This is a genomic window from Aureimonas sp. Leaf324, assembly GCF_001423245.1.
GTDB lineage: Bacteria > Pseudomonadota > Alphaproteobacteria > Rhizobiales > Rhizobiaceae > Aureimonas.
Window position 1 is genome coordinate 64,066 of the sequence record NZ_LMOH01000004.1, and the last position, 20,611, is coordinate 84,676.

At 69.9% G+C, this 20,611-nt stretch carries 23 protein-coding genes; 13 read left to right on the forward strand and 10 right to left on the reverse strand.

The annotated features are described in order from the left end of the window. The first annotated feature begins 57 nt into the window (after positions 1 to 57). Together dnaQ and ASF65_RS04840 are read left to right on the forward strand one after the other, a co-directional pair. A complete protein-coding gene (gene dnaQ / locus ASF65_RS04835) occupies positions 58 to 768 on the forward strand; it encodes a DNA polymerase III subunit epsilon (RefSeq protein WP_055885983.1) in 711 nt (236 codons plus the stop codon). Between the two features lie 48 nt (positions 769 to 816). Continuing rightward, positions 817 to 1,707, forward strand: a complete 891-nt coding sequence (locus ASF65_RS04840; protein WP_055885986.1) for an EamA family transporter — start codon at positions 817 to 819, stop codon at positions 1,705 to 1,707. 61 nt (positions 1,708 to 1,768) lie between these two features. On the opposite strand, the gene secB is transcribed toward ASF65_RS04840, so the two are convergent. Continuing rightward, a complete protein-coding gene (gene secB / locus ASF65_RS04845) occupies positions 1,769 to 2,290 on the reverse strand; it encodes a protein-export chaperone SecB (RefSeq protein ID WP_055885990.1) in 522 nt (173 codons plus the stop codon). Between the two features lie 120 nt (positions 2,291 to 2,410). Next, positions 2,411 to 2,938, reverse strand: coding sequence for an FxsA family protein (locus ASF65_RS04850; protein WP_055885993.1), 528 nt, complete (start codon positions 2,936 to 2,938; stop codon positions 2,411 to 2,413). Positions 2,939 to 3,088: 150 nt separating this feature from the next. On the opposite strand from ASF65_RS04850, the gene ASF65_RS04855 reads away from it, so the two are divergent. From ASF65_RS04855 to ASF65_RS04880, 6 genes are all read left to right on the forward strand, one after another. Next, entirely contained in the window at positions 3,089 to 3,781 is a 693-nt protein-coding gene (locus ASF65_RS04855) for a Tim44/TimA family putative adaptor protein (RefSeq protein ID WP_055885996.1), read from the forward strand. 25 nt (positions 3,782 to 3,806) lie between these two features. Further along, complete coding sequence (locus ASF65_RS04860) at positions 3,807 to 4,925, forward strand: MltA domain-containing protein (protein ID WP_055885999.1); 1,119 nt, start codon at positions 3,807 to 3,809, stop codon at positions 4,923 to 4,925. Continuing rightward, positions 4,922 to 5,464 carry a Smr/MutS family protein gene (locus ASF65_RS04865; protein WP_055886002.1) on the forward strand — a complete coding sequence of 181 codons (543 nt, stop codon included), beginning with the start codon at positions 4,922 to 4,924 and terminating at the stop codon, positions 5,462 to 5,464. Before ASF65_RS04860 ends, ASF65_RS04865 begins: the two co-directional genes overlap by 4 nt. After that, a complete protein-coding gene (locus ASF65_RS04870) occupies positions 5,461 to 5,856 on the forward strand; it encodes a helix-turn-helix transcriptional regulator (protein ID WP_055886006.1) in 396 nt (131 codons plus the stop codon). Before ASF65_RS04865 ends, ASF65_RS04870 begins: the two co-directional genes overlap by 4 nt. 75 nt (positions 5,857 to 5,931) lie before the next feature. Continuing rightward, positions 5,932 to 6,459, forward strand: a complete 528-nt coding sequence (locus ASF65_RS04875) for a hypothetical protein (protein ID WP_055886010.1) — start codon at positions 5,932 to 5,934, stop codon at positions 6,457 to 6,459. Beyond that, the gene (locus ASF65_RS04880) at positions 6,459 to 6,941 is read left to right on the forward strand and encodes a YetF domain-containing protein (protein ID WP_055886014.1); all 483 of its coding nucleotides are present in this window, start codon (positions 6,459 to 6,461) and stop codon (positions 6,939 to 6,941) included. Before ASF65_RS04875 ends, ASF65_RS04880 begins: the two co-directional genes overlap by 1 nt. A gap of 4 nt (positions 6,942 to 6,945) precedes the next feature. Here the strand turns inward: ASF65_RS04880 and ASF65_RS04885 are convergent, their stop codons facing one another. Both ASF65_RS04885 and ASF65_RS04890 read right to left on the reverse strand, forming a co-directional pair. After that, positions 6,946 to 7,911, reverse strand: a complete 966-nt coding sequence (locus ASF65_RS04885) for a DUF1402 family protein (RefSeq protein WP_055886109.1) — start codon at positions 7,909 to 7,911, stop codon at positions 6,946 to 6,948. A gap of 131 nt (positions 7,912 to 8,042) precedes the next feature. Beyond that, on the reverse strand, positions 8,043 to 8,504 hold the full coding sequence (locus tag ASF65_RS04890) for an Lrp/AsnC family transcriptional regulator (protein WP_055886111.1): 462 nt from the start codon (positions 8,502 to 8,504) through the stop codon (positions 8,043 to 8,045). Positions 8,505 to 8,677: 173 nt separating this feature from the next. On the opposite strand from ASF65_RS04890, the gene ASF65_RS04895 reads away from it, so the two are divergent. The 3 genes from ASF65_RS04895 to ilvD all read left to right on the forward strand — a co-directional run bounded on the left by ASF65_RS04895 (position 8,678) and on the right by ilvD (position 12,406). Continuing rightward, on the forward strand, positions 8,678 to 9,403 hold the full coding sequence (locus ASF65_RS04895) for an aspartate/glutamate racemase family protein (protein ID WP_055886016.1): 726 nt from the start codon (positions 8,678 to 8,680) through the stop codon (positions 9,401 to 9,403). A 212-nt stretch (positions 9,404 to 9,615) separates the two neighbouring features. Continuing rightward, on the forward strand, positions 9,616 to 10,410 hold the full coding sequence (locus ASF65_RS04900; RefSeq protein WP_055886019.1) for a class II glutamine amidotransferase: 795 nt from the start codon (positions 9,616 to 9,618) through the stop codon (positions 10,408 to 10,410). A 151-nt stretch (positions 10,411 to 10,561) separates the two neighbouring features. Beyond that, entirely contained in the window at positions 10,562 to 12,406 is a 1,845-nt protein-coding gene (gene ilvD, locus ASF65_RS04905; RefSeq protein WP_055886114.1) for a dihydroxy-acid dehydratase, read from the forward strand. A gap of 6 nt (positions 12,407 to 12,412) precedes the next feature. Here the strand turns inward: ilvD and ASF65_RS04910 are convergent, their stop codons facing one another. Then, positions 12,413 to 13,603, reverse strand: a complete 1,191-nt coding sequence (locus ASF65_RS04910; protein WP_055886022.1) for a GGDEF domain-containing protein — start codon at positions 13,601 to 13,603, stop codon at positions 12,413 to 12,415. 162 nt (positions 13,604 to 13,765) lie between these two features. Further along, positions 13,766 to 15,076, reverse strand: a complete 1,311-nt coding sequence (gene hslU, locus ASF65_RS04915; RefSeq protein WP_055886025.1) for an ATP-dependent protease ATPase subunit HslU — start codon at positions 15,074 to 15,076, stop codon at positions 13,766 to 13,768. Between the two features lie 311 nt (positions 15,077 to 15,387). On the opposite strand from hslU, the gene ASF65_RS04920 reads away from it, so the two are divergent. Next, positions 15,388 to 16,110, forward strand: a complete 723-nt coding sequence (locus ASF65_RS04920; protein WP_055886028.1) for a LuxR family transcriptional regulator — start codon at positions 15,388 to 15,390, stop codon at positions 16,108 to 16,110. Next, a complete protein-coding gene (locus tag ASF65_RS04925; RefSeq protein ID WP_055886031.1) occupies positions 16,107 to 16,727 on the forward strand; it encodes an alpha-ketoglutarate-dependent dioxygenase AlkB in 621 nt (206 codons plus the stop codon). The genes ASF65_RS04920 and ASF65_RS04925 overlap by 4 nt, the downstream gene beginning before the upstream one ends. A gap of 18 nt (positions 16,728 to 16,745) precedes the next feature. Here ASF65_RS04925 and ASF65_RS04930 read toward each other — a convergent pair whose 3' ends face one another. From ASF65_RS04930 to hisF, 4 genes are all read right to left on the reverse strand, one after another. Then, positions 16,746 to 18,308 (reverse strand): glucan biosynthesis protein, encoded by a 1,563-nt coding sequence (locus tag ASF65_RS04930; RefSeq protein ID WP_055886034.1) that lies wholly within the window; start codon positions 18,306 to 18,308, stop codon positions 16,746 to 16,748. Between the two features lie 145 nt (positions 18,309 to 18,453). Further along, entirely contained in the window at positions 18,454 to 19,431 is a 978-nt protein-coding gene (coaA, locus tag ASF65_RS04935) for a type I pantothenate kinase (protein WP_055886036.1), read from the reverse strand. Then, positions 19,421 to 19,741: a phosphoribosyl-ATP diphosphatase gene (locus tag ASF65_RS04940; protein WP_055886038.1), complete on the reverse strand. Its 321-nt coding sequence runs from the start codon at positions 19,739 to 19,741 to the stop codon at positions 19,421 to 19,423. Before ASF65_RS04940 ends, coaA begins: the two co-directional genes overlap by 11 nt. A gap of 11 nt (positions 19,742 to 19,752) precedes the next feature. Beyond that, positions 19,753 to 20,565, reverse strand: a complete 813-nt coding sequence (gene hisF, locus ASF65_RS04945; RefSeq protein WP_055886040.1) for an imidazole glycerol phosphate synthase subunit HisF — start codon at positions 20,563 to 20,565, stop codon at positions 19,753 to 19,755. Between the last annotated feature and the right edge of the window lie 46 nt (positions 20,566 to 20,611).

Below are 20,611 nucleotides of genomic sequence, written 5' to 3' on the forward strand. Positions count from 1 at the left end.
CTTGCGCGCGGGCGCCGCCTGTCCGACATGGAGGGGGACAGCCTTAAGGGAAGTTCCATGCGCGAGATCGTCTTCGACACCGAAACCACCGGGCTCGACTTCGCCGAGGACCGCGTGATCGAGATCGGCGGCATCGAACTGTGGAACCACATCCCGACGGGGCGGGAGTTCCACTGCTTCATCCGCCCGCAGGGGCGGAAGGTGGATCCCGGCGCCTTCGACATCCACGGCATCTCCGACGACTTCCTGAAGGACAAGCCGGTTTTCGCCGAGGTGGTGGACGACGTCCTCGCCTTCTTCGACGACGCCCGGCTGATCGCGCACAACGGCACGTTCGACATGCGCTTCATCAATGCCGAGCTCGCGCGCCTCGACCGGCCGCCGATCCCGGCCGATCGCCTGATCGACACCCTGACCATGGCGCGGCGCAAGTTTCCGATGGCGCCCGCGACGCTCGACGCGCTCTGCTCGCGCTTCTCGATCGACACCTCGAAGCGCGACAAGCACGGGGCGCTGGTCGACTCGGAGCTTCTCGCGCAGGTCTATATCGAGCTGATCGGCGGCCGGCAGTCGGCGCTGCGCCTCGTCACCGAGGACGAGGCGCGGGCGAACGAGGGCGGCGAGGGCGGGGCGCGCCGTGCGCTGCCGCCGCGTCCCGTGCCGCTGAAGCCCCGCCTCACTGCGGCTGAGATCGAGGCGCACCGTGCCTTTGTCTCGGGCCTCGGCGACGCGCCCCTGTGGCGTCGCGTCGAAGGCTACGACGCCTGACGACCGCGCGCCTGTTCAGGACCGCGCAGAGCTTCTAGAAGCGGCGGCATGGATGCGCCGCTTCTCCCGTTTCGCCATTTCCTTCTCGGTCTCGCGGTGGTCGCGGTCTGGGGCACCAATTTCGTGGTGATCCACGAGGGTCTGAAGCATCTGCCGCCGCTCCTCTTTGCGGCCCTTCGCTTCCTATTCGCGGCCCTGCCCGGCATCCTCCTGTTTCCGCGCCCGCGCGTGCCTTGGAGCCATCTCGCCGCCTACGGCATCCTGATCGGCACCGGCCAGTTCGGGCTCCTGTTCATCGCGATGAACGGCTTCATCTCGCCGGGGCTCGCGTCCCTCGTCATCCAAAGCCAAGTGTTCTTCACGATCGCGCTGGCGATGCGCCTGTCGGGCGAGACGATCCGCCCGTTCCAGTGGGTGGCGCTCGGCCTCGGGCTTGCCGGCCTCGGGGTCATCCTCACGCACACCGACGGCACCACGACGCCCCTCGGGCTGGCCTTGGTGCTCCTGGCGTCCCTGTCCTGGGCGGGCGGCAACATCGTGGCCCGCCACAGCCGCGTCACCAACATGCTGCCCTACGTCATCTGGGGCAGCGTCTTCTCGGCGCCGCCGCTCTTTGCCCTGTCCTTCGCGCTGGAGGGCTGGGACGCGATCCGCGCCGGCCTGGCGCGGGCCGACGCCCTGACCTTTGCCGCCGTCCTCTGGCAGACCGTCGGCAACACGCTGTTCGGCTATGCCGCCTGGGGCTGGCTCCTGTCGCGCCACCCGGCCGCGCTGATCACGCCGATGGCGCTCCTCGTGCCGCTGTTCGGCATGGGGGCCTCGGCGCTGCTCCTCGGCGAACTGCTGCCGCCGTGGAAGATCGGGGCGGCGCTCCTCGTCATGTCCGGCCTCGTCCTCGGCCTTCTCTACCCGCGCTGGCAGCGCCGCCGCGCCGCCTGACGAAAAAGGGCGCCGCCGGTCTCCCGGGGCGCCCTTCGTCGATGGCTTGGCGAGGCGCCGGTCAGACGACCGGCTGGACCTGCGCCTTCGTGCGCTCCTCGGCGAGGCGCTGCGTGAAGAGCGCCGCGAAGTCGATCGGGTCGATCATCAGCGGCGGGAAGCCGGCATTGCGCGTCACGTCGGCGACGATCTGCCGCGCGAACGGGAACAGGAGGCGCGGGCACTCGATGAAGAGGACCGGCAGCATGTGCTCTTGCGGGAAACCCTCGAGGCGGAACACGCCGCCGTATTCGAGTTCCACGTGAAACAGCGTGTCGGCGCCCTCGCCGGCGCGCGCGTTCAGCGTCAGGCGGACGTCGTATTCGTGGTCGCCGCCCTGGACCGGGTTGGCGCCGACATTGACGCCGATGTTGATGCCGGGCGCGCGCGACTGGCCGCGCAGCGAGGCGGGCGCGCCGGGGCTCTCGAACGACAGGTCCTTGATGTACTGGGCGAGGATGTTGAGCGAGGGCTGGGCCGCCTGGCTCGCACCGTTGGCGCCGTTCGCGCCGTTGGCACCGTTGGTGTGGTCGATCTGGGACATCGGGGCTCCTCGGGCGCGTCTGCGGCGCCCCTTCCAAGATGGCGGCGTTTCAGCCGCGGCTCGGGGCCGCAGCTATCACGGGGCCGGGGGGAGAAACAAGCACGGGCGCCGCAACGCCCCTCAGTGCAGCGTGCGCGGTCCCCGCTCGTCCGGATCCTCGCCCGGGCCGCCGAGGCGGGTCCACGGGCTGCCGTCGGTGCCGTCGCGGCGGCGGAACTCGCCGCCGGTGAGGTCGATCACCTCGGGGCCCGGCTGGCGGTAGGGCGCGGTGCGCGCGCCGGTCGGGCCGACCACGACGATGCGCGAGCGCAGGCGATGCCACACGAAGTCGCGCACCGGCGGCAGGAACAGGAGAAGGCCGACGACGTCGGTCACGAAGCCCGGCAGGATCAGGAGAATGCCGGCCAGCGCGATCATCGCGCCGTGCACGATCTGGCGCTCGGGCAGGCGGCCGGCGCGCGCCTCGGCCTGCGCGGCGCGCAAGGTCGACAGGGTCTGGCGCTTCAGGAGCGCGGCGCCCAAGAGGATCGAGGCGACGACCAGTGCCAGCGTCGGCCAGACGCCGATCTCGCCGCCGACCCAGATGAACACGCCGATCTCGATCAGCGGCAGCGCCAGAAGCGCCAGGGGGATGAGGATCAGCGGCATGAGAGGGCTCGAGGTCTCCGAAGCGGCGGGAGGGGCCCGCCGGTGCGCGCTCAACATAGGACGCGGAAGCGTGAATTTGAATGCGCGCCGCCCTGGCTCTATATGACGGAGGCATAACCATCGCTTGATCCACGGGACATACGGGCATTCATGGGCTTCGGGACGATCTTCTTCATCGTGGTAGCGGCGATCGTCCTGTACCAGTTGCGCTCGGTCCTTGGCCGGCGGACCGGAAACGAGCGTCCGCCCTTCGATCCTTATTCCCGTCCGACCGAGGGTCCGGCGCCGGCGCAGGGCAATGTCGTGACGCTGCCCTCGCGCCGCGTGAACGCCGACGAGACGGCCGTCAGCCCCTACGAGGCGATCGACAAGGCGACCGTGCCCGGCACCCCGGCCAACGAGGGCCTGCGCCGGATCAAGGACGCCGACCCGAGTTTCGAGGTCGCGACCTTCGTCGAGGGCGCCAAGACCGCCTACGAGATGATCGTCACCGCCTTTGCCGATGGCGACCGCAAGCTTCTCCAGAACCTCCTGTCGCCCGAGGTCTACCAGGGCTTTGACGCCTCGATCTCGCAGCGCGAGGCGCGGGGCGAGCGGCTGCAGTCCTCGTTCGTCGGCATCAACGACGCGACGATCACCGGGGCCGAGCTGAAGGACCGCGAGGCGCTGGTGACGATGCGCATCGTCTCGCAACTGATCTCGGCGACGCTGAAAGCCGACGGCACGGTGGCCGACGGCGATCCCGAGACGGTGGTCGAGGTGATCGACGTCTGGACCTTCGCCCGCGACACGCGCTCGCGCGATCCGAACTGGCGTCTGGTGGAAACCGAGTCCGAGGACTGACCGCCGGCGCGCGAGGGGCATCCGCATGACCGCCTCCCCGAGCCGAGCCGGACCGGAGCCCCGCTTCGCACCGCTCGGCTTCTCCGACCTTCCCGACTGGGGCCGCGCCGATCATCGGCCGGCCTTTTTCGCGTTCCGGCGCTCGGCGCCGTCGCTCCTCGCCTCGCCAGGCCCGGCGGCCGCCGTCAAGCTCCCGCCCGCTGCCTTCGCCCCCGCCGCGCGCGCCGCGCTGGCGATGGGCGACGATCCCTCCGCCGCGGATGTCCGCGCCTTCTTCGAGGCGGCCTTCCGCCCGGCAGACATTCTCGACGCCGGCGCGCCGGCGCGCGGCTTCGTGACGGGCTACTACGAGCCGGAACTCCCCGCCTCGCGCACGCGCACCGCCCGCTTCCGCGTGCCGCTCTACCGCCCGCCGGCCGACCTCGTCGCGCTGACCGATGGCGAGAGCGTCGAGGGCCTCGAGGCCGGCACGCGCTTTGCCATGCGCTCCGATGACGGGACGCTCGTTCCCTATCCGGCGCGCGCCGAGATCGAGGAGGGCTGGCTCCGGGGCCGCGGTCTCGAACTCGCCTTTCTCGACAGCGAGGCGGATGCCTTCTTCGTCCACGTCCAGGGCTCGGCCCGCCTCGTGCTGCCGGACGGGGCGCTGATGCGCGTCGGCTATGCCGCCAAGAACGGCCATCGCTTCACCGCGATCGGCCGCGTCCTCGTGCAGGAGGGCGAACTGCCGCTGGACGGGGCCGACATGGCCGGCATCCGCCGCTGGCTCGCCGCCCATCCCGACCGGGCGCGCGCGCTCCTCCGGCGCAACCGCTCGTTCATCTTCTTCCGCGAAGTGCCGCTGGAGCCCGGGGCCGGCCCGATCGGCGGCATGGGCGTGCCGCTGACGCCGCTCGGCTCGCTGGCGGTCGACGCCTCGCTCCATACCTACGGCATGCCGGTCTTCGTCGACGCGCCCGATCTCGTGATCGGCGACCGCCCCTTCCGCCGGCTTCTCGTCGCGCAGGACACGGGCTCGGCGATCGTCGGCCCGGCGCGCGGCGACATCTTCGTCGGCTTCGGCGCGGCGGCAGGGCAACTGGCGGGGACCGTGCGCCACGCGGCGCGCCTCGTTGCCCTCGTGCCGCGCGCGAGCCTGCCATGAGGCGCCGGCGCGACCTCTCCGGCGAGGAGCGGCGTCTCTGGGCGAGCGTCGCGCGCTCGGCCGTGCCGCTGCCCGGCAAGGCGACGCCCGAAGCCCCGCCCGAGCCGGCGGTGCCTGCACCCGCCGCCAAGCCCGAGCCGCTGCGCGCCGGCACGATGGCGGCGGCCTTTCCCGCCGCCGTTCGTCCGCGCCTTGCCCCGACGCCCCCGCCGCTGTCGCCGATCGACCGGCCGGTGCGGCGCAAGATCGGCAAGGGACGCATCGAGCTGGAGGACCGGATCGACCTCCACGGCTGGACCGAGGCGGTGGCGCACGGGGCGCTTCTCCATTTCCTGCGCTCCGCCAAGGCGCGGGGCCTGCGCCACGTTCTCGTGATCACCGGGCGCGGCGCGTCCTACGGCTCGACGGGAAGCCTGAAGCGCGCGCTGCCGCACTGGTTCTCGACCCCGGACTTCCGCACTCTCGTGTCGGGCTACGATCAGGCCGAGCGCGGGCACGGCGGCGAGGGGGCGTTCTATGTGCGGGTGCGGCGGCGATGACGCCGTTCGGCCTGCGCGTGCGGGCGCTTCGTGCCGAGCGCGGCATCACGCAAGGCGAGATGGCGAAAGCGCTCGGCGTCTCGGCCGCCTACCTCTCGGCCTTGGAACACGGCAAGCGCGGGCGCCCGACCTGGTCGATGCTCCAGCGCATCATCGGCTATCTCAACGTGATCTGGGACGACGCAGAGGACCTGGAGCGCCTCGCCGAGCTCTCCCATCCCAAAGTGGTCCTCGAGACCGGAACCCTGAGCCCGGAGGCGACCGCCTTCGCCAACCGGCTCGCCGAAGCCCTGCCGCTTCTCCAAGCCGCCGACATCGCGGCGCTCGACACACTCCTGCAGGAAGCCGCCGCTCGCGGCGAGGCGGCCGAACGGGCCCGTCGCCGGCGCTAGAACCGACGCCTTGAAGCGCGATGCCGGGACGATAGCTCACAAGACGACGCTGCCTCCTTCGAGACGTGCTGCTCCGTGTCCGATACCGACTTTCCCGATGGCCTCGGCCATCCGCATCTTAAGGCGCCCGCGGCGATCAAGCGCCATGCGAGCCCGCTGTCGCTTCTGGTGCTCGGCTCGTTGATGGCGGCGGCCGCGCTGGGCGCCTTCGGTGGGGAAGGTCTCGACACGACGGCGGTCGATGGCGCGGGAGCGCGGCTCGTGGTCGAGGCGCCCGACACGCTGCGCAACGGCGAGTTCTACGAAATGCGCGTCTACGTCACACCGTCGCGGCCGGTGGGCGATCTCGTCCTGTCGGTGGATGCGGGGCTCTGGCGGCAGACGACGCAGAACTCGATGCTGCCGGCCGCCGCGGAGGAAGGCTTCGAAGACGGGGCCTTCCACTTCTCCTACGGCGCGGCGGAGGCGGGGCGCACGATCCTCGTCAAGATGGACTTCCAGCTCAACCCGTCGCTTCTGGGCGATGTCGCGGGGCGGATCCGCGTTCTCGACGGATCGCAGGACCTTGCCGCCCTGCCGCTCGAGATCGAGGTCAGGCCCTGATGGACATTGTCGTGCGCGCCACCGTGATGTTCGCGGTGCTCTATCTCCTGCTTCGGCTCCTCGGCAAACGCGAGCTCGCGCAGATGACGCCGTTCGAGCTGGTGGTGTTGATCGTGATGGGCGATCTCATCCAGCAGGGCGTCACCCACAACGACTTCTCGCTCACCGGCGCGACACTGGCCGTCGTCACCTTCGCCTTTTGGGGGTTGGTCCTGTCCTGGGCGACCTATCTCAGCCCGCGCGCCGAGCGCCTGCTCAATGGCGCGCCGCGCGTCATCGTCCGCAACGGCGTCATCCTGGAGGACAACCTGCGGCGCGATCGGATCACGCGGCTGGAGGTGGAGTCGGAAATGCGACTGGCCGGCATCGCTCGCCTCTCGGACGTCGCCTGGGCGATCATCGAGCCGCAGGGCAAGATCAGCTTCATCGCCGTCGACCGGGGCGGACCGGCCAAGGCGCCGGACGACGGCACGGTGACATGACGCGTCAGGGGAAGATCGCCTCGAGGTCGGTGATCTTCTCGTTCACCAGCCAGCCGTAGTAGTTCTCCTCCGGCAGGCGCCCGGCGCCCGCGCGGTTGGCGGCCGCGAGCGTCTCGGCGCGCCCGAACGGATCGCCGACATTGTAGAGCGTCGCGACGACGCCCGGATTGCCCGAGATGTCGAAGCCCGCGATGTCCTCGTAGGCGTCGATCGAGACGCGGATCACGGCGGCCATGTAGGCGAGCGTCCGGTCGGGATCCATGATCGAGGCGTAGACCTCGCCGGCGTCGCGCATGTCGAGCCGGGCATAGCCGGACACGCGATGCACCATGTCCGACACCGAAAGCGCGGTCAGCGGGTTGAGCTGGCCGAGGCCGAAGGTCTGGCCGGCGTAGAAGGGCTGGAAGAACACCGCGCCGAAGCGGTTGTCGGGAAAGCTGGTGCCGCCCACCGTCCGGCCGCGGAAGCGCTTCTCGAACACCGCCTCGCGGCAGGCCCAGAGCCGGGCGTCGCCGCGGGCGCTCTCGCAAGGTCGGAACTCGGGACGGGCCACGAAGTCGGCGACGCTCTCGCCGCGATAGGCGAAGTCGACCCCGGCGTTGAGGTAAGACGCTGCCTTCACGTAGTAGCTCTGGAGCTGGTCCATCGCGTCGACATTGTAGGTGTGCTCGCCGACCAGCGCGCCCGCGATGTGGATCGGGCGGATGCCGTAGGCGCGTGCGGCCTTGCGGATCTTGTCCTGCAGGCTGCGGTTCTCGGCGAGAAGCGCGTGGATCTTCTCGTACTTCGCCGCGAAGGAGGACCGCGTCGCCTGGGTGCGCGAGCGCGACCCGCCGGGGATGTCCGGCTGCTCGGCATGGCGGTTGCCGGGCGGCACGCGGATGTCGGCGAGCGACGGCTGCGCGCCGAGGCAGGCGAGGGCGACGAGAAGGGCGGTGCGGGCCACGACCCGCTGGGCAAGGGACGGCATGGCCATCCGCTAACCCATCGGGTCGGCCCACGGAAAGCGATTTTCACGGCGAATGTACAGCTGCAACCCGGAGTGCGACCAAACCACCACAGGTCATGGCGCAGGGCAGGCCCTCTGCTTCACGTGAAACATCACGCATAGCGCGTCGGCAGGGCGACGTCGGCCTTCACGGTCTCCATCGAGATATAGGCCGAGACGTCGAACAGCTCGACCCGCGCCACCAGCCGCTTGTAGATCGTGTCGTAGGTCTCGACGTCCGGCAGCACCACCTTCAGGATGTAGTCGAAGTTTCCGGTGAGGCGGTGTACCTCGACGATCTCGGGGATCGCGGCGAGCGCGGCGCGGAACTCGTCGAGCCAGGTGCCGGAATGGCGCGAGGTCTTCACGATCACGAAAACGGTGGTCGGCAGGTTGATGCGCTTGCGGTCGACCAGCGCGATGCGGCGCTTGAGATAGCCCTCGTCGCGCAGGCGCTGGATGCGCCGCGAGCAGGCCGAGGCCGACAGCGAGGCGCGCTCGGCCAGTTCCTGCACCGGGCGGTCGGCATCGTCTTGGAGGAGGTCGAGGAGGAGGCGGTCGCGATCGTCCAGCATGGGCAAGGTATGCGCGGTTCTGAGCCGGGACGCAAGCTGGATGCGTAAAAGATTGGTTTCGCGCATCTTCATTGCGCCGTTTTACTACTCGTTCATGAACTAAGCGCGCCGATTGCGCGGTGGTCGCGCTAGTCTTTCCCGCATCGGCATCGAGACGGTTGGGGGAACACGAGATGAAGCGGATCGGTCTGATCGGGGGCATGAGCTGGGAATCCACCGCCGTCTACTACCGCCTCCTCAACGAGGCGGTGCGGCAGGCGGGCGGTCCGCTGGACTCGGCCGACATCCTCCTCCACTCGCTGAACTTTTCCGAGGTGGTGGCCCTCCAGAAGGCCGGCCGCTGGGATCTCGCCGCGGCCATGCTCGCCGACAGCGCCCGGCGCCTCGAGCGGGCCGGCGCCGACTGCGTCCTCATCTGCACCAACACGATGCACCTCGTCTCGGCCGAGGTCGCGGGCGCCGTGTCGATCCCGCTGATCGACATCATCGCCGAGACCGGCGCGGCGCTCGCGGCACGCGGCGCGCGCCGCCCGCTGCTCCTCGCCACCCGCTACACGATGGAGCACGGCTTCTACGCCGACCGGCTGGCCCAGGCCACCGGCTTCCGCCCCATGGTGCCGCAGGCCGCCGACCGCGAGACGGTGCACCGCGTGATCTTCGAGGAACTGTGCGCGGGCCGGGTCCTCGACAGCTCGCGGCGCGAACTCACCGCGATCGTCGAGCGCGGGGTGGCGGCGGGCGCCGACAGCGTCATCCTCGGCTGCACCGAGATCGTCCTGTCGCTCGACCCGGACGCGCTACCGGTGCCGGGCTTCGATTCCACCGCGATCCACGCGGCCGCCGCCGCGCGCTTCGCGATGGCGTTCCGGGACCAGCTTCGCGAACGCATGGTGGCCTAGAACCGGGACCAGGACCCAGCGGGTCGGCCTGTCGGTATTTTCCGCCGCCGGACGTCGTTGCCGATGCTCTCCGATGCGCTGCATCGGCTCCGCTCGGCGCCTCGCCGGCGACGAAAACTCCTCGCCAGTCCTCCGCCGCCGGGACCTGGTCTCGGTTCTGGGCCTTCGAGGCTTCGACGAAAGATCGGCCGAACGCTTGCCAGGACCGCCCCATGTGCCGCCTCCTCGCCTATCTCGGAACGCCGCTGTTCCTGGAAGACCTGCTGATCCGGCCGGAGGGCTCGCTGGTCTCCCAGTCGCTGAAGGCGCGCGAGGCGCGCACCGTCGTCAATGGCGACGGCTGCGGGCTCGGCTGGTACGGCGAGCGCCCGGAGCCCGGCCTCTACCGCGGCGTCCTGCCGGCGTGGTCGGATGCCAACCTCGCCTCGCTCTGCCGCCAGATCCGCTCCGGCCTGTTCCTCGCCCACGTGCGGGCGGCGACCTCGGGCGGCGTCTCCACCGCCAACTGCCACCCGTTCGCGCTCGGGTCCCGCCTCTTCATGCACAACGGGCAGATCGGCGACTACGCCCGCGTGCGCCGGCAGGTCGAGGGCATGATCCCCGACGACGCCTATGCCGCGCGCACCGGCACCTGCGACTCGGAGGCGCTGTTTCTCGCCGCGCTGGCCCATGGCCTCGAGGACGACCCGGCCGGCGCCTTCTCACGCACGCTTGCCGCCATCGAGGCGCTCAAAAGGCCGGACGCCGAACCCACACGCTTTGCCGCCGTCCACACCGACGGCCATCGCCTGTTCGCCTTCCGCTGGGCGAGCGACGGCCAGCCGCCCTCGCTCTATTCGCGCTACGACGCCGGCGGCGTGATGATCGCTTCCGAGCCCTGCGGGTCGGAGCCCGACGCCTGGGTCGCCATGCCCTCGGGAAGCGTCCTGGAGGCGGGGCCGGGCGGCGCCTGGCTGCGCGCCTTCGACGTCGCGACGAGTACGCCGGGGGCGCGCCGCGCCGCCTGAGCCGATGGCGCTCGCCATCTGCCATCCTTTTGACGCGGGCGTCATTTCGGCTTGTCTGGAACGATTATCGCCTTTGTTCGCCCGTCCCTGTTGGTCTCCGGCCGAAACAGGTGTAATGGCGGGTACGCCTCAAGAGATCGGCAGGTATCCCATGCCCCATTACCGTTCCCGCACCACCACGCATGGCCGCAACATGGCCGGAGCCCGCGGCCTGTGGCGCGCGACCGGCATGAAGGACGAGGATTTCGGCAAGCCGATCATCGCAGTGGTCAACTCCTTCACGCAGTTCGTGCCCGGCCACGTCCACCTGAAGGACCTCGGCCAGCTCGTCGCGCGCGAGATCGAAGCGGCCGGCGGCGTCGCCAAGGAGTTCAACACGATCGCGGTCGACGACGGCATCGCGATGGGCCACGACGGCATGCTCTATTCGCTGCCCTCGCGCGAGATCATCGCCGATAGCGTCGAGTACATGGTCAACGCGCACTGCGCCGACGCGATGGTCTGCATCTCGAACTGCGACAAGATCACGCCGGGCATGCTGATGGCAGCGCTCCGCCTGAACATCCCCGTCGTCTTCGTCTCGGGCGGCCCGATGGAGGCCGGCAAGGTGAAGCTCAGCGACGGCAAGATCCACGCGCTCGATCTCGTCGACGCGATGGTCGCGGCGGCCGACGACCGGATGTCGGACGAGGACGTCCAGGTGATCGAGCGCTCGGCCTGCCCGACCTGCGGCTCGTGCTCTGGCATGTTCACCGCCAATTCGATGAACTGCCTGACCGAAGCCCTCGGCCTGTCGCTGCCCGGCAACGGCTCGACGCTCGCGACCCACGCCGATCGCGAGGACCTGTTCCTCGAGGCCGGACAGCGCATCGTCTCGCTCGCCAAGCGCTACTACGAGGGCGAGGACGAGACGGCCCTGCCGCGCACCATCGCCACGAAGGCCGCGTTCGAGAACGCCATGGCGCTCGACATCGCGATGGGCGGCTCGACCAACACCGTCCTCCACATCCTCGCCGCCGCGCACGAGGCCGAGGTCGACTTCACCATGGCCGACATCGACCGCATGTCGCGCCGGGTGCCGTGCCTGTCCAAGGTCGCGCCCGCCAAGGCCGACGTGCACATGGAGGACGTCCACCGCGCCGGCGGCATCATGGCGATCCTCGGCGAACTCGGCCGGGCGGGCCTTCTCAACCTCGACGTGCCGACCGTCCATACCGCGACCTTGGGCGAGGCGATCGCCAAGTGGGACATCGCGACCAGCAAGGACCCGAGGGCGCTCAAGCTCTTCAGCGCGGCGCCCGGCGGCGTGCCGACCCAGGTCGCCTTCAGCCAGAACGCCCGCTGGAAGGAACTCGACACCGATCGCGCCGGCGGCGTCATCCGCGATCGCGAGCATGCCTTCAGCCAGGACGGCGGCCTCGCGGTCCTCTTCGGCAATCTCGCCGAGGACGGCTGCATCGTGAAGACGGCGGGCGTTGACGAGTGCATCCTCAAGTTCACTGGCCGCGCGCGCGTCTTCGAGAGCCAGGACGCCTCGGTCAAGGCGATCCTGTCGAACGAGGTGCATCCGGGCGACATCGTCCTCATCCGCTACGAGGGTCCGCGCGGCGGCCCCGGCATGCAGGAAATGCTCTATCCGACGAGCTACCTGAAATCGAAGGGCCTTGGCAAAGCCTGCGCCCTCGTCACCGACGGGCGCTTCTCCGGCGGCTCCTCGGGCCTGTCGATCGGCCACGTCTCGCCGGAAGCGGCGGAAGGCGGCCTGATCGCGCTGGTGCACGAGGGCGACACGATCGAGATCGACATCCCCAACCGCTCGATCCACCTCGCGGTCGACGACGCCGAGATCGCGCGCCGCCGCGGCGAGATGGCCGAGCGCGGGGCCGGGGCCTGGAAGCCGACCGAGGTGCGCAAGCGCAAGGTCACGACGGCGCTGCGCGCCTACGCCTCGATGACGACCAGCGCGGCGCGGGGCGCGGTGCGTCAGGTCGACTGACGCGCCTCAGGCATAGGTCATGGCGGCGGGCGCCTGCCCGTCGCCGGAGACCGGGTCGTCCTCCTCGACCCGGTTGCGGCCGTTGCTCTTGGCGCGGTAGAGCGCGCGGTCGGCGCGGCGCAGGAGATCCTCCACCGAGCGCCTGTCGCCCGCCGCGGCAACGGCCAGCCCGATGCTCACCGTCACGGCCGGGTGTCCTGCCCGCCGGTCCGCCGCGATCTCGGCCCGGATCGCCTCGCCGACCCGGCGCGCATCCTCGCGGTCGGCGCCGGGCAGGAGGCAGACGAATTCCTCGCCCCCCATGCGAGCGAGGATCGCCGGGCGGGCCAGCCCTTTCGACGCCGAGATCACCGAACGCAGCGCTGCGGCGAAACGCACGAGCGCGTCGTCGCCCCCGGCATGGCCCCACTCGTCGTTGATGCGCTTGAAGTGATCGATGTCGAGCACGAGGACGGCCCCGCCCCGGTCGAGACACTCGGGATGCTCGGTCCGCTCGCGAAAGGCGCGGCGGTTGAGAAGGCCGGTCAGCCCGTCGGTGGAGGCGGCCGTGCGGTGCCGGTCGGCCTCGTTGCCGAGTTCCAGCGTCGTCACCGCCAGCACGAGCACGAGATAGATCACCATGTAGAGGAGCAGCCACAGCGCCGCGACGGGTTGTCGTGCGAGGAGCGGCGTGACCACTTCGGCCTGCATTGCCGTGTAAAGGGTGAGGGCCAGCGAGGCCGCCGATAGAAAAAGGAGGAGGACCGCCGCCAGCCAGCGGTTCGGCATCGGGCGCGCCCTGAGCATCTCGAAGGCCATGGCGAGGCAGTAGACGGCGAAGAAGAGCGTCGCCAGGACGTTGCGCGGCTGCTCGGCGGCAAACAGCGGCGGCACGAGGCAGGCCGCCGTCCACGCCGCGGACGCGGCGAACACCCGCCCGAGAGGGCGCGGCCGCTCGTGGACGAGCCGCACGCCGGCCCACAGGAAGGCGAAGACCTGGATGAAGAAGACCTGCGCGGCCCAGACCGCGACCCAGTCGGGCACCAGCTGGCGCAGCATGTAGAGGAAGCAGCCGAGCGTCGCGCTGGTCGTCGACAGGGCAAGCCACAGATGGATGGTCCGGTCCCGCTGGCCGAGCCAGAGCGTCCAGAAGTAGACGGACATGACGAGGTCGATGGCGACGGAGGCGAGAAACAGCGTGGCCGTATCGAGCGTCACCGGTAGATTCCCTGCCTAACCCGATTGCCGGCCTCGTCCGCCGGAATGGTTGGACGTCTACCATATCCTCCAAAGGACAGGCGACAGGCGCCACACGCGAGACCGGTGACGTCGGGACGCCTGGCGGCCTGCCGCGAGGGGCAGAGGCCGCCAAGCTTTTGGTCAGAGGATGAAGCGCGACAGGTCGACGTTGCCGGCGATGCCGTCGAGCACCCGGCGCACGTAGTCGCCGTCGACCCGGTAGCTCTGGCCGCCGCGGTCGGGCGCCTCGAACGAGATGTCGTCGAGGACCCGCTCCATCACCGTCTGGAGGCGGCGCGCGCCGATGTTCTCGACCGAGCCGTTCAGCGCGACCGCGACGTCGGCGATGGCGTCCACCGCGTCGTCGGTGATCTCGAGATCGACGTTCTCGGTCTTCAGGAGCGCCACATACTGCTTGAGGAGCGAGGCCTCGGTCTCCGTCAGGATGCGCCGGAAGTCGTCGCGGTCGAGCGCCTTCAGCTCGACGCGGATCGGCAGGCGGCCCTGCAACTCGGGCAGGAGGTCGGAGGGCTTCGACACGTGGAAGGCTCCGCTCGCGATGAAGAGGATGTGGTCCGTCTTCACCTGGCCGTGCTTGGTGGCGACCGTCGTGCCCTCGACGAGCGGCAGGAGGTCGCGCTGCACGCCCTCGCGCGACACCCCCGCGCCGCCGCGCGCCTCGCCGTTGTTGGCGACCTTGTCGATCTCGTCGAGGAAGACGATGCCGTTGTTCTCGACCGCGCGGATCGCGTCGGCGACGAGCGCCTCGTTGTCGAGGAGCTTGTCGGACTCCTCGTTGATGAGCAGCGCGTAGCTGTCCTTCACCGTGGTGCGGCGCGTCTTGGTGCGCCCGCCCATCGCCTTGCCGAACATCTCCGACAGGTTGAGGACGCCGATATTGCCGCCGGGCATGCCGGGGATGTCCATGCCGCCCATCGGGTTGGAGGTGTCGGCCACCTCGACGTCGATCTCCTTGTCGTCGAGCTCGCCCGCGCGCAGGCGCTTGCGGAAGCTGTCGCGCGTCGCCGGCGAGGCGGTCTTGCCGACCAGGGCGTCGAGCACCCGGTCCTCGGCGCCGGCATGGGCCTTGGCGCGGACCTCCTCGCGCTTCTTGTCGCGCGTCAGGCCGATGCCGATCTCCACGAGGTCGCGGATGATCTGCTCGACATCGCGCCCGACATAGCCGACCTCGGTGAACTTCGTCGCCTCGACCTTGATGAAGGGGGCGCCCGCGAGCTTGGCGAGGCGGCGCGAGATCTCGGTTTTGCCGACGCCCGTCGGCCCGATCATCAGGATGTTCTTCGGGCTCACCTCCTCGCGGAGCGACCCGTCGAGCTGCTGGCGGCGCCAGCGGTTGCGCAAGGCCACGGCCACGGCGCGCTTGGCGTCCTTCTGGCCGATGATGTGGCGGTCCAGCTCGGACACGATCTCGCGAGGGGAAAAGTCGGTCATGGACGGAAAGAGTCTCGGATCGGTTGCGGTCCCCGGCCGGATGCCGGGAGCTTGGCGCCCACCCGACATGGGAATGCGCCGCGCCGCGCGCCAGAGGGGCGGTTCCGGGTTGCAGGCGGGGCTCGCGAAAAACAACCGGAGGAAGGGTCGTTTCGAGAGCGCTTCGCGGTAGGATAGACTACGCAGGTTCGCTGACGTTCCGCGAATCGCCATCCTGACCCGGCCGAACGCGCCCCGTCCTTGGAAAGGATCGCCATGTCTGGATCCCCGATCCGCGTCCGCCCGGCCGCCGCCGCGTCCCGTTCCGCCGCATGAGACGTCCGGAAGCCAGCCTCGTCGGCCGCCTGGAGCGGCCGTGGACGGAAGAGGCGTTGAAGACGGCGGTCGGCGAGATCGTCGCGGCGAGCGGCTTCGACCGCTTCGCCCTGATGACCATCCCCTCCACCGACGAGGCCGGCGCCGAGATGCGCCCGATCCTGTCGAACTGGGAGAACGAGTTCCGCATCGGCTTCGAACGCCAGGGGCTTCACCGCTTTTCGCCGGTGGTGCGCGCGCTCGTCGGCGGCTCGCTGCCCTTCGTCTGGGATGCCGAGTTCGTCTACGGCTACGACCCCGACGATCCCGACGGTTCGCCGCCGCAGGGCCGGTTCCTCGCCGCGCACGGGTGCTTGTCGGGCGCCTACTGCCCGGTGCACGGCGTCTCCGGCTTCACCGGGGTGCTCGCCGTCTCGGGACGCGGGCCGGCGATCGCGGAAGCCGAGGCGGACGGGCTGCAGCTTCTGGCCTTTGCCGCCTTCGGGGTGCTGGCCGCCTGCCGCTACGAGGAGAACCGGCGCAACAACCCGCTGACGGGGCGCGAGCGCGACTGCCTGAAGCTCGCCATGCTCGGCAAGACCTCGTCCGAGATCGGCACGATCCTGAAGCTCTCCGAGCACACGATCTCGCAATACCTGACCTCGGCGACGCGCAAGCTCGACGCCTCCAACCGCACCCACGCCGTGGCGCTCGCCGCGCAGCTCGGCTACCTTTCGTGAGCGCGCCGGGCGCCCTGCCGCCCGGGCTCGACCATCATCCCGGACGGCTCGACGGATCGGCGCAGGCCGCGCTTCTGGCCGCCGTGCGGGCGGTCACCGCCGCCGCGCCCCTCTATCGCCCGGCGATGCCCGGCACCGGCCGTCCCTTCTCCGTGCGGATGACGAACTGCGGTTCGCTGGGCTGGGTGTCGGACCGGACGGGCTACCGCTACCAGCCGCACCATCCCGAGACCGGCCGGCCCTGGCCGGAAATCCCGCCGGTGCTTCTCGATCTCTGGCACGAACTCGGCGGCTACCCGCATCCGCCCGAAGCCTGCCTCGTCAACTTCTACGATCCGGCAGCGCGGCTCGGCCTGCATCAGGACAAGGACGAGGATGACCTCGCGGCGCCCGTCGTGTCGGTCTCGCTCGGCGACGACGGTCTCTTCCGCTTCGGCGGGCCGACCCGGGGCGGACCGACGCGCTCGCTGCGGCTGCGGTCGGGCGACGTGCTGGTCATGGGCGGGGAGAGCCGCCTCCTGTTTCACGGCGTCGACCGGATCGACCCCGGCACCTCGACGCTCCTGAAGGGCGAGGGCCGCATCAACCTCACCCTCAGGCGGGTGACGCGGCCCTGAGCCTCGTCGAGACGGGCGTCAGGCGCCCATCGAGGCCGGCAGGAACTGGTAGGCCCAGGTCTCCGTCAGCACCTTGTCGCCCTGGCGCATGTAGAGGCGCAACTCCACCGGATCGTTCCCCTCGGCCGTGAGGTCGAAGGTGACGCGCCAGGCGGTGCCGACCTTGACCGAGTAGCAGTCGACCTTGCCGACCGTGCCCCGCGAGGCGGTGGCGATCGCCTCGACGCCCTTGGCCTCGCGGTCGAGCGCGGCGACGAGCCCGCCGTCGAAGTCGACGACGATCTTGGTGACGCCGACCGGACGCGGCTGGCCGGCGATGCCGCCGCGCCCGAGGCGCGTCGCCACGACCTTGCCGACGTCGCCCGGGAAGGGCTCGCGGTTCGACCAGTGCAGGACGTAGTCGAGCGCGATCGCGTCGCCCTTTCGCACGGGCTTGGCCGACAGCCAGTAGGCGGCGATGTTGTCGTGGATCTCGTCGTCGGTCGGGATCTCGACGAGCTGCACCATGCCGGCGCCCCAATCGCCCTTCGGCTCGACCCAGACGCAGGCGCGCTTTTCGTAGAAGACGCCGTCATCCTCGTAGTTGGCGAAATCCCGGTCGCGCTGGAGGAGACCGAAGCCGCGGGGCTTCTCGTCGGAGAAGCTCGACGTCATGACGCGCGGCGGGTTGTTGAGCGGGCGCCAGATGCGCTCGCCCGCACCCGTCCACATCGCGAGGCCATCGGAATCGTGCACTTCCGGCCGCCAGTCGATGCGGCGCTGCTTGTCGGTCTCGGAGTACCAGTACATCGAGGTGAGGGCGGCGATGCCGAAGCGCTCGATGTCGTCGCGCGCGAAATAGCGCGACTGGATGTCCATGACGATCGGCCCGCCCTTCTTGATGTCCATGCGCAGGACGCCGGCGACGCGGGGAGAGTTGAGGAGGCAGGTGATGACCAGCCGGCCGTCCGCCGAGGGCTCGAGGAAGAAGTCGGTAAAGCGCGGGAACTCTTCGGGCGTCGGCATGGCGACGTCGATGGCGAGCGCGCGGGCCGACATGCCGAACTGGTTGTCCTCGCCCGACGTGCGGAAATAGGCAGCGCCCAGGAAGGCCAGCCAGTCGGCGTCCGAGCCCGGCTCGAGCACGCGAAAGCCCGCAAAGCCGATGTCGTCCGGAAGTTCCTTGGCGGGCGAGTCCGACGGGATCGTGAAGAGGTTGGGGTCATAGCGCAGCGTGCGCGCCTCGCCGTTCTCGACGACGTGGATGCCGACCGGCAGCTTGAAGTAGCGGCCGAGATGGAAGAAGCGGATCGGCGCCTTGCCGTCGTTCAGCTCCAGCGTCTCGCTCTTCTTGTACTGGATGCGCCAGTGCTGGTCGAAGTCGATGCGCTCGAGGACATCGGCCGAGCGCGGCACCTCCGGCACGTAAGGGGCGGCTGCCAGCGCCCGCGCCCGCTCCACCAGCGTGTCGAAGGAGAAGGGCTCAGGGCTCCCGAACCTGAGGAGGTCGCCATCGGCGGCGAGCGCGCCGCGCGTCGCGGAGGCAAGGCCGAGGGCCGCAAGCCCCATCATCCATTCGCGTCGGTTGAGGTCGATCGTCATCGGCGTTCCCACGTCCCTGTTCGAAGCCGGGCCGGGAGTTGGGCCGAGTTGATTTGAATGTCAACTCACGTCGTTTGTCCCGGCGACATGCCGACGGCCAGACGCCGGGGTTCTGCACTCGGGCGGTGGGGCACCGAAGCGCCCGTCAGATCTTGCGCAGCGCCACCTCTTCCACGAGGTGGTCGCCGCCCTTGCGCAGGATGAGGTCGGCGCGCGGGCGGGTGGGGAGGATGTTCTCGTAGAGATTCTTCGCGTTGATCGTTGCCCAGAGCCGTTCGGCGACCTCCAGCGCCTCGGCTTCCGAGATCTTCGAGTAGCGATGGAAGAACGAGGACTCCTGCCGGAACGCCGTCTCGCGCAGGCGCATGAAGCGCGAGATGTACCAGCGGTGGAGATCCCGCTCGTCGGCGTCGATATAGATCGAGTGGTCGAAGAAGTCGGAGACGAAGGGCACGAACTTGCCGTCGCGCGGCATCTCGCGCGTCTGGAGGACGTTGAGCCCCTCGAAGATCAGGATGTCGGGCTGGTCGACCTCGATCAGGTCGCCTTCGATGACGTCGTAGAAGAAGTGCGAGTAGACCGGGGCGGTGACGTGGCGCGCGCCCGCCTTGATCGCGGACAGGAAGCGCAGGATCGCGCCGACGTCGTAGCTCTCGGGGAAGCCCTTGCGCTGCATCAGCCCGTCGCGCTCGAGGACCGCGTTCGGATAGAGGAAGCCGTCGGTGGTCACGAGGTCGACCTTGGGCGTGCCCGGCCAGCGCGCCAGAAGCTCCTTCAGGATACGGGCAGTGGTGGACTTGCCGGCCGCGACCGAGCCGGCGATGCCGATGATGAAGGGCGTCTTCACCTGGGTCGAGCCGCGCAGGAAGCGCTTGCGCTGGCGAAACAGCGCCTGGCTGGATTCGACATGCGAATACAGGAGGCGGGACACGGCGAGATAGATGCGCTCCACCTCGTCGAGGTCGATCGTGTCGCCGAGAGAGCGTAGGCGCCGAACCTCGTCAGCCGTCAGCGTCAGCGCCTCGCGGCCGCGGAACGTCGCCCATTCGGCCGCCGAGAAGAAGTGGTAGGGCGACAGGGTCGCGGGCGCCAGCTGGTCCATCGCCGCCGCCTCAGCCCTCATGCGTCCGCGCGGCCTTTTCGGCAAGCCCCGTGCGCGCGGTGCGCGACTGGAGCTCGGCCATCACGTCGGCAAGCGGAACGCCGCGCAGATGAAGGAGTACGAGAAGGTGGTAGAGAAGGTCCGCCGCCTCGCCGGTCAGCGCCTTGTCGTCCTCCGACAGCGCCGCGATCACGGTCTCGACCGCTTCCTCGCCGACCTTCTGCGCGACCTTGCCCACCCCGCGCCGCGCGAGCTTGGCGGTGTAGGAGTCGGGATCGGGGGAGGCAGCGCGCTCGGCGACGATCGCTTCGAGCCGGGTCAGGTCGAACATCGCAGCGCCTTTCAGGAAGCGACGGGAAGGGGGGCCGGCGTCGAGGCGCCGTCGAGCCGCATCGGGATGCCGGCGGCCGCCATATGGCGCTTGGCCTCGCCGATCGTGTGCGTGCCGAAATGGAAGATCGAGGCGGCCAGCACCGCCGTCGCGCCGCCCTCGCGCACGCCGGCCACGAGATGGTCGAGCGTGCCGACGCCCCCGCTCGCGATCACCGGGACGGCGACGGCGTCGGCGACCGCGCGCGTCAGGCCGAGGTCGAAGCCGGCTTTGGTGCCGTCGCGGTCCATCGAGGTGAGAAGGATCTCGCCTGCGCCGAGCGCCACGACGCGCCGGGCGAACTCGACGGCATCGATGCCGGTCGCCTGCCGGCCGCCATGGGTGAAGATTTCCCAGCGGCCGGCCTCACCCTCGGCTGAGACGCGCTTGGCGTCGATCGCCACGACGATGCACTGGTTGCCGAACTTGTCGGCGGCCTCGGCGACGAACTCCGGACGCTTCACGGCGGCCGTGTTGATCGACACCTTGTCGGCGCCGGCCAAGAGCAGCCGGCGGATGTCGGCGACCTCGCGCACGCCGCCGCCGACCGTCACCGGCATGAAGCAGGCCTCGGCTGTGCGGGCGACGACATCGAAGATCGTCTCGCGGTTGTCGGAGGAGGCGGTGATGTCGAGGAAGCAGAGTTCGTCGGCACCCGCCGCGTCGTAGGCGCGCGCCGCTTCCACGGGATCACCCGCGTCGACGAGGCCCTCGAAGTTGACGCCCTTGACGACGCGACCGTCCTTGACGTCGAGGCAGGGGATGATGCGCGCCTTGAGGGTCACTTCGAAGCCGTCTCCGTTCCGCGTCCGGCGGGCAGGAGCCGGTGTG

What these genes read in the sequence shown, in the direction of transcription:
- dnaQ (WP_055885983.1), top strand. Translation starts at nt 58, where the DNA reads ATGCGCGAGATCGTCTTCGACACCGAAACCACCGGGCTCGACTTCGCC.
- ASF65_RS04840 (WP_055885986.1), top strand. Translation starts at nt 817, where the DNA reads ATGGATGCGCCGCTTCTCCCGTTTCGCCATTTCCTTCTCGGTCTCGCG.
- secB (WP_055885990.1), bottom strand. Translation starts at nt 2,290, where the DNA reads ATGTCCCAGATCGACCACACCAACGGTGCCAACGGCGCGAACGGCGCC.
- ASF65_RS04850 (WP_055885993.1), bottom strand. Translation starts at nt 2,938, where the DNA reads ATGCCGCTGATCCTCATCCCCCTGGCGCTTCTGGCGCTGCCGCTGATC.
- ASF65_RS04855 (WP_055885996.1), top strand. Translation starts at nt 3,089, where the DNA reads ATGGGCTTCGGGACGATCTTCTTCATCGTGGTAGCGGCGATCGTCCTG.
- ASF65_RS04860 (WP_055885999.1), top strand. Translation starts at nt 3,807, where the DNA reads ATGACCGCCTCCCCGAGCCGAGCCGGACCGGAGCCCCGCTTCGCACCG.
- ASF65_RS04865 (WP_055886002.1), top strand. Translation starts at nt 4,922, where the DNA reads ATGAGGCGCCGGCGCGACCTCTCCGGCGAGGAGCGGCGTCTCTGGGCG.
- ASF65_RS04870 (WP_055886006.1), top strand. Translation starts at nt 5,461, where the DNA reads ATGACGCCGTTCGGCCTGCGCGTGCGGGCGCTTCGTGCCGAGCGCGGC.
- ASF65_RS04880 (WP_055886014.1), top strand. Translation starts at nt 6,459, where the DNA reads ATGGACATTGTCGTGCGCGCCACCGTGATGTTCGCGGTGCTCTATCTC.
- ASF65_RS04885 (WP_055886109.1), bottom strand. Translation starts at nt 7,911, where the DNA reads ATGCCGTCCCTTGCCCAGCGGGTCGTGGCCCGCACCGCCCTTCTCGTC.
- ASF65_RS04890 (WP_055886111.1), bottom strand. Translation starts at nt 8,504, where the DNA reads ATGCTGGACGATCGCGACCGCCTCCTCCTCGACCTCCTCCAAGACGAT.
- ASF65_RS04895 (WP_055886016.1), top strand. Translation starts at nt 8,678, where the DNA reads ATGAAGCGGATCGGTCTGATCGGGGGCATGAGCTGGGAATCCACCGCC.
- ASF65_RS04900 (WP_055886019.1), top strand. Translation starts at nt 9,616, where the DNA reads ATGTGCCGCCTCCTCGCCTATCTCGGAACGCCGCTGTTCCTGGAAGAC.
- ilvD (WP_055886114.1), top strand. Translation starts at nt 10,562, where the DNA reads ATGCCCCATTACCGTTCCCGCACCACCACGCATGGCCGCAACATGGCC.
- hslU (WP_055886025.1), bottom strand. Translation starts at nt 15,076, where the DNA reads ATGACCGACTTTTCCCCTCGCGAGATCGTGTCCGAGCTGGACCGCCAC.
- ASF65_RS04920 (WP_055886028.1), top strand. Translation starts at nt 15,388, where the DNA reads ATGAGACGTCCGGAAGCCAGCCTCGTCGGCCGCCTGGAGCGGCCGTGG.
- ASF65_RS04930 (WP_055886034.1), bottom strand. Translation starts at nt 18,308, where the DNA reads ATGACGATCGACCTCAACCGACGCGAATGGATGATGGGGCTTGCGGCC.
- coaA (WP_055886036.1), bottom strand. Translation starts at nt 19,431, where the DNA reads ATGAGGGCTGAGGCGGCGGCGATGGACCAGCTGGCGCCCGCGACCCTG.
- ASF65_RS04940 (WP_055886038.1), bottom strand. Translation starts at nt 19,741, where the DNA reads ATGTTCGACCTGACCCGGCTCGAAGCGATCGTCGCCGAGCGCGCTGCC.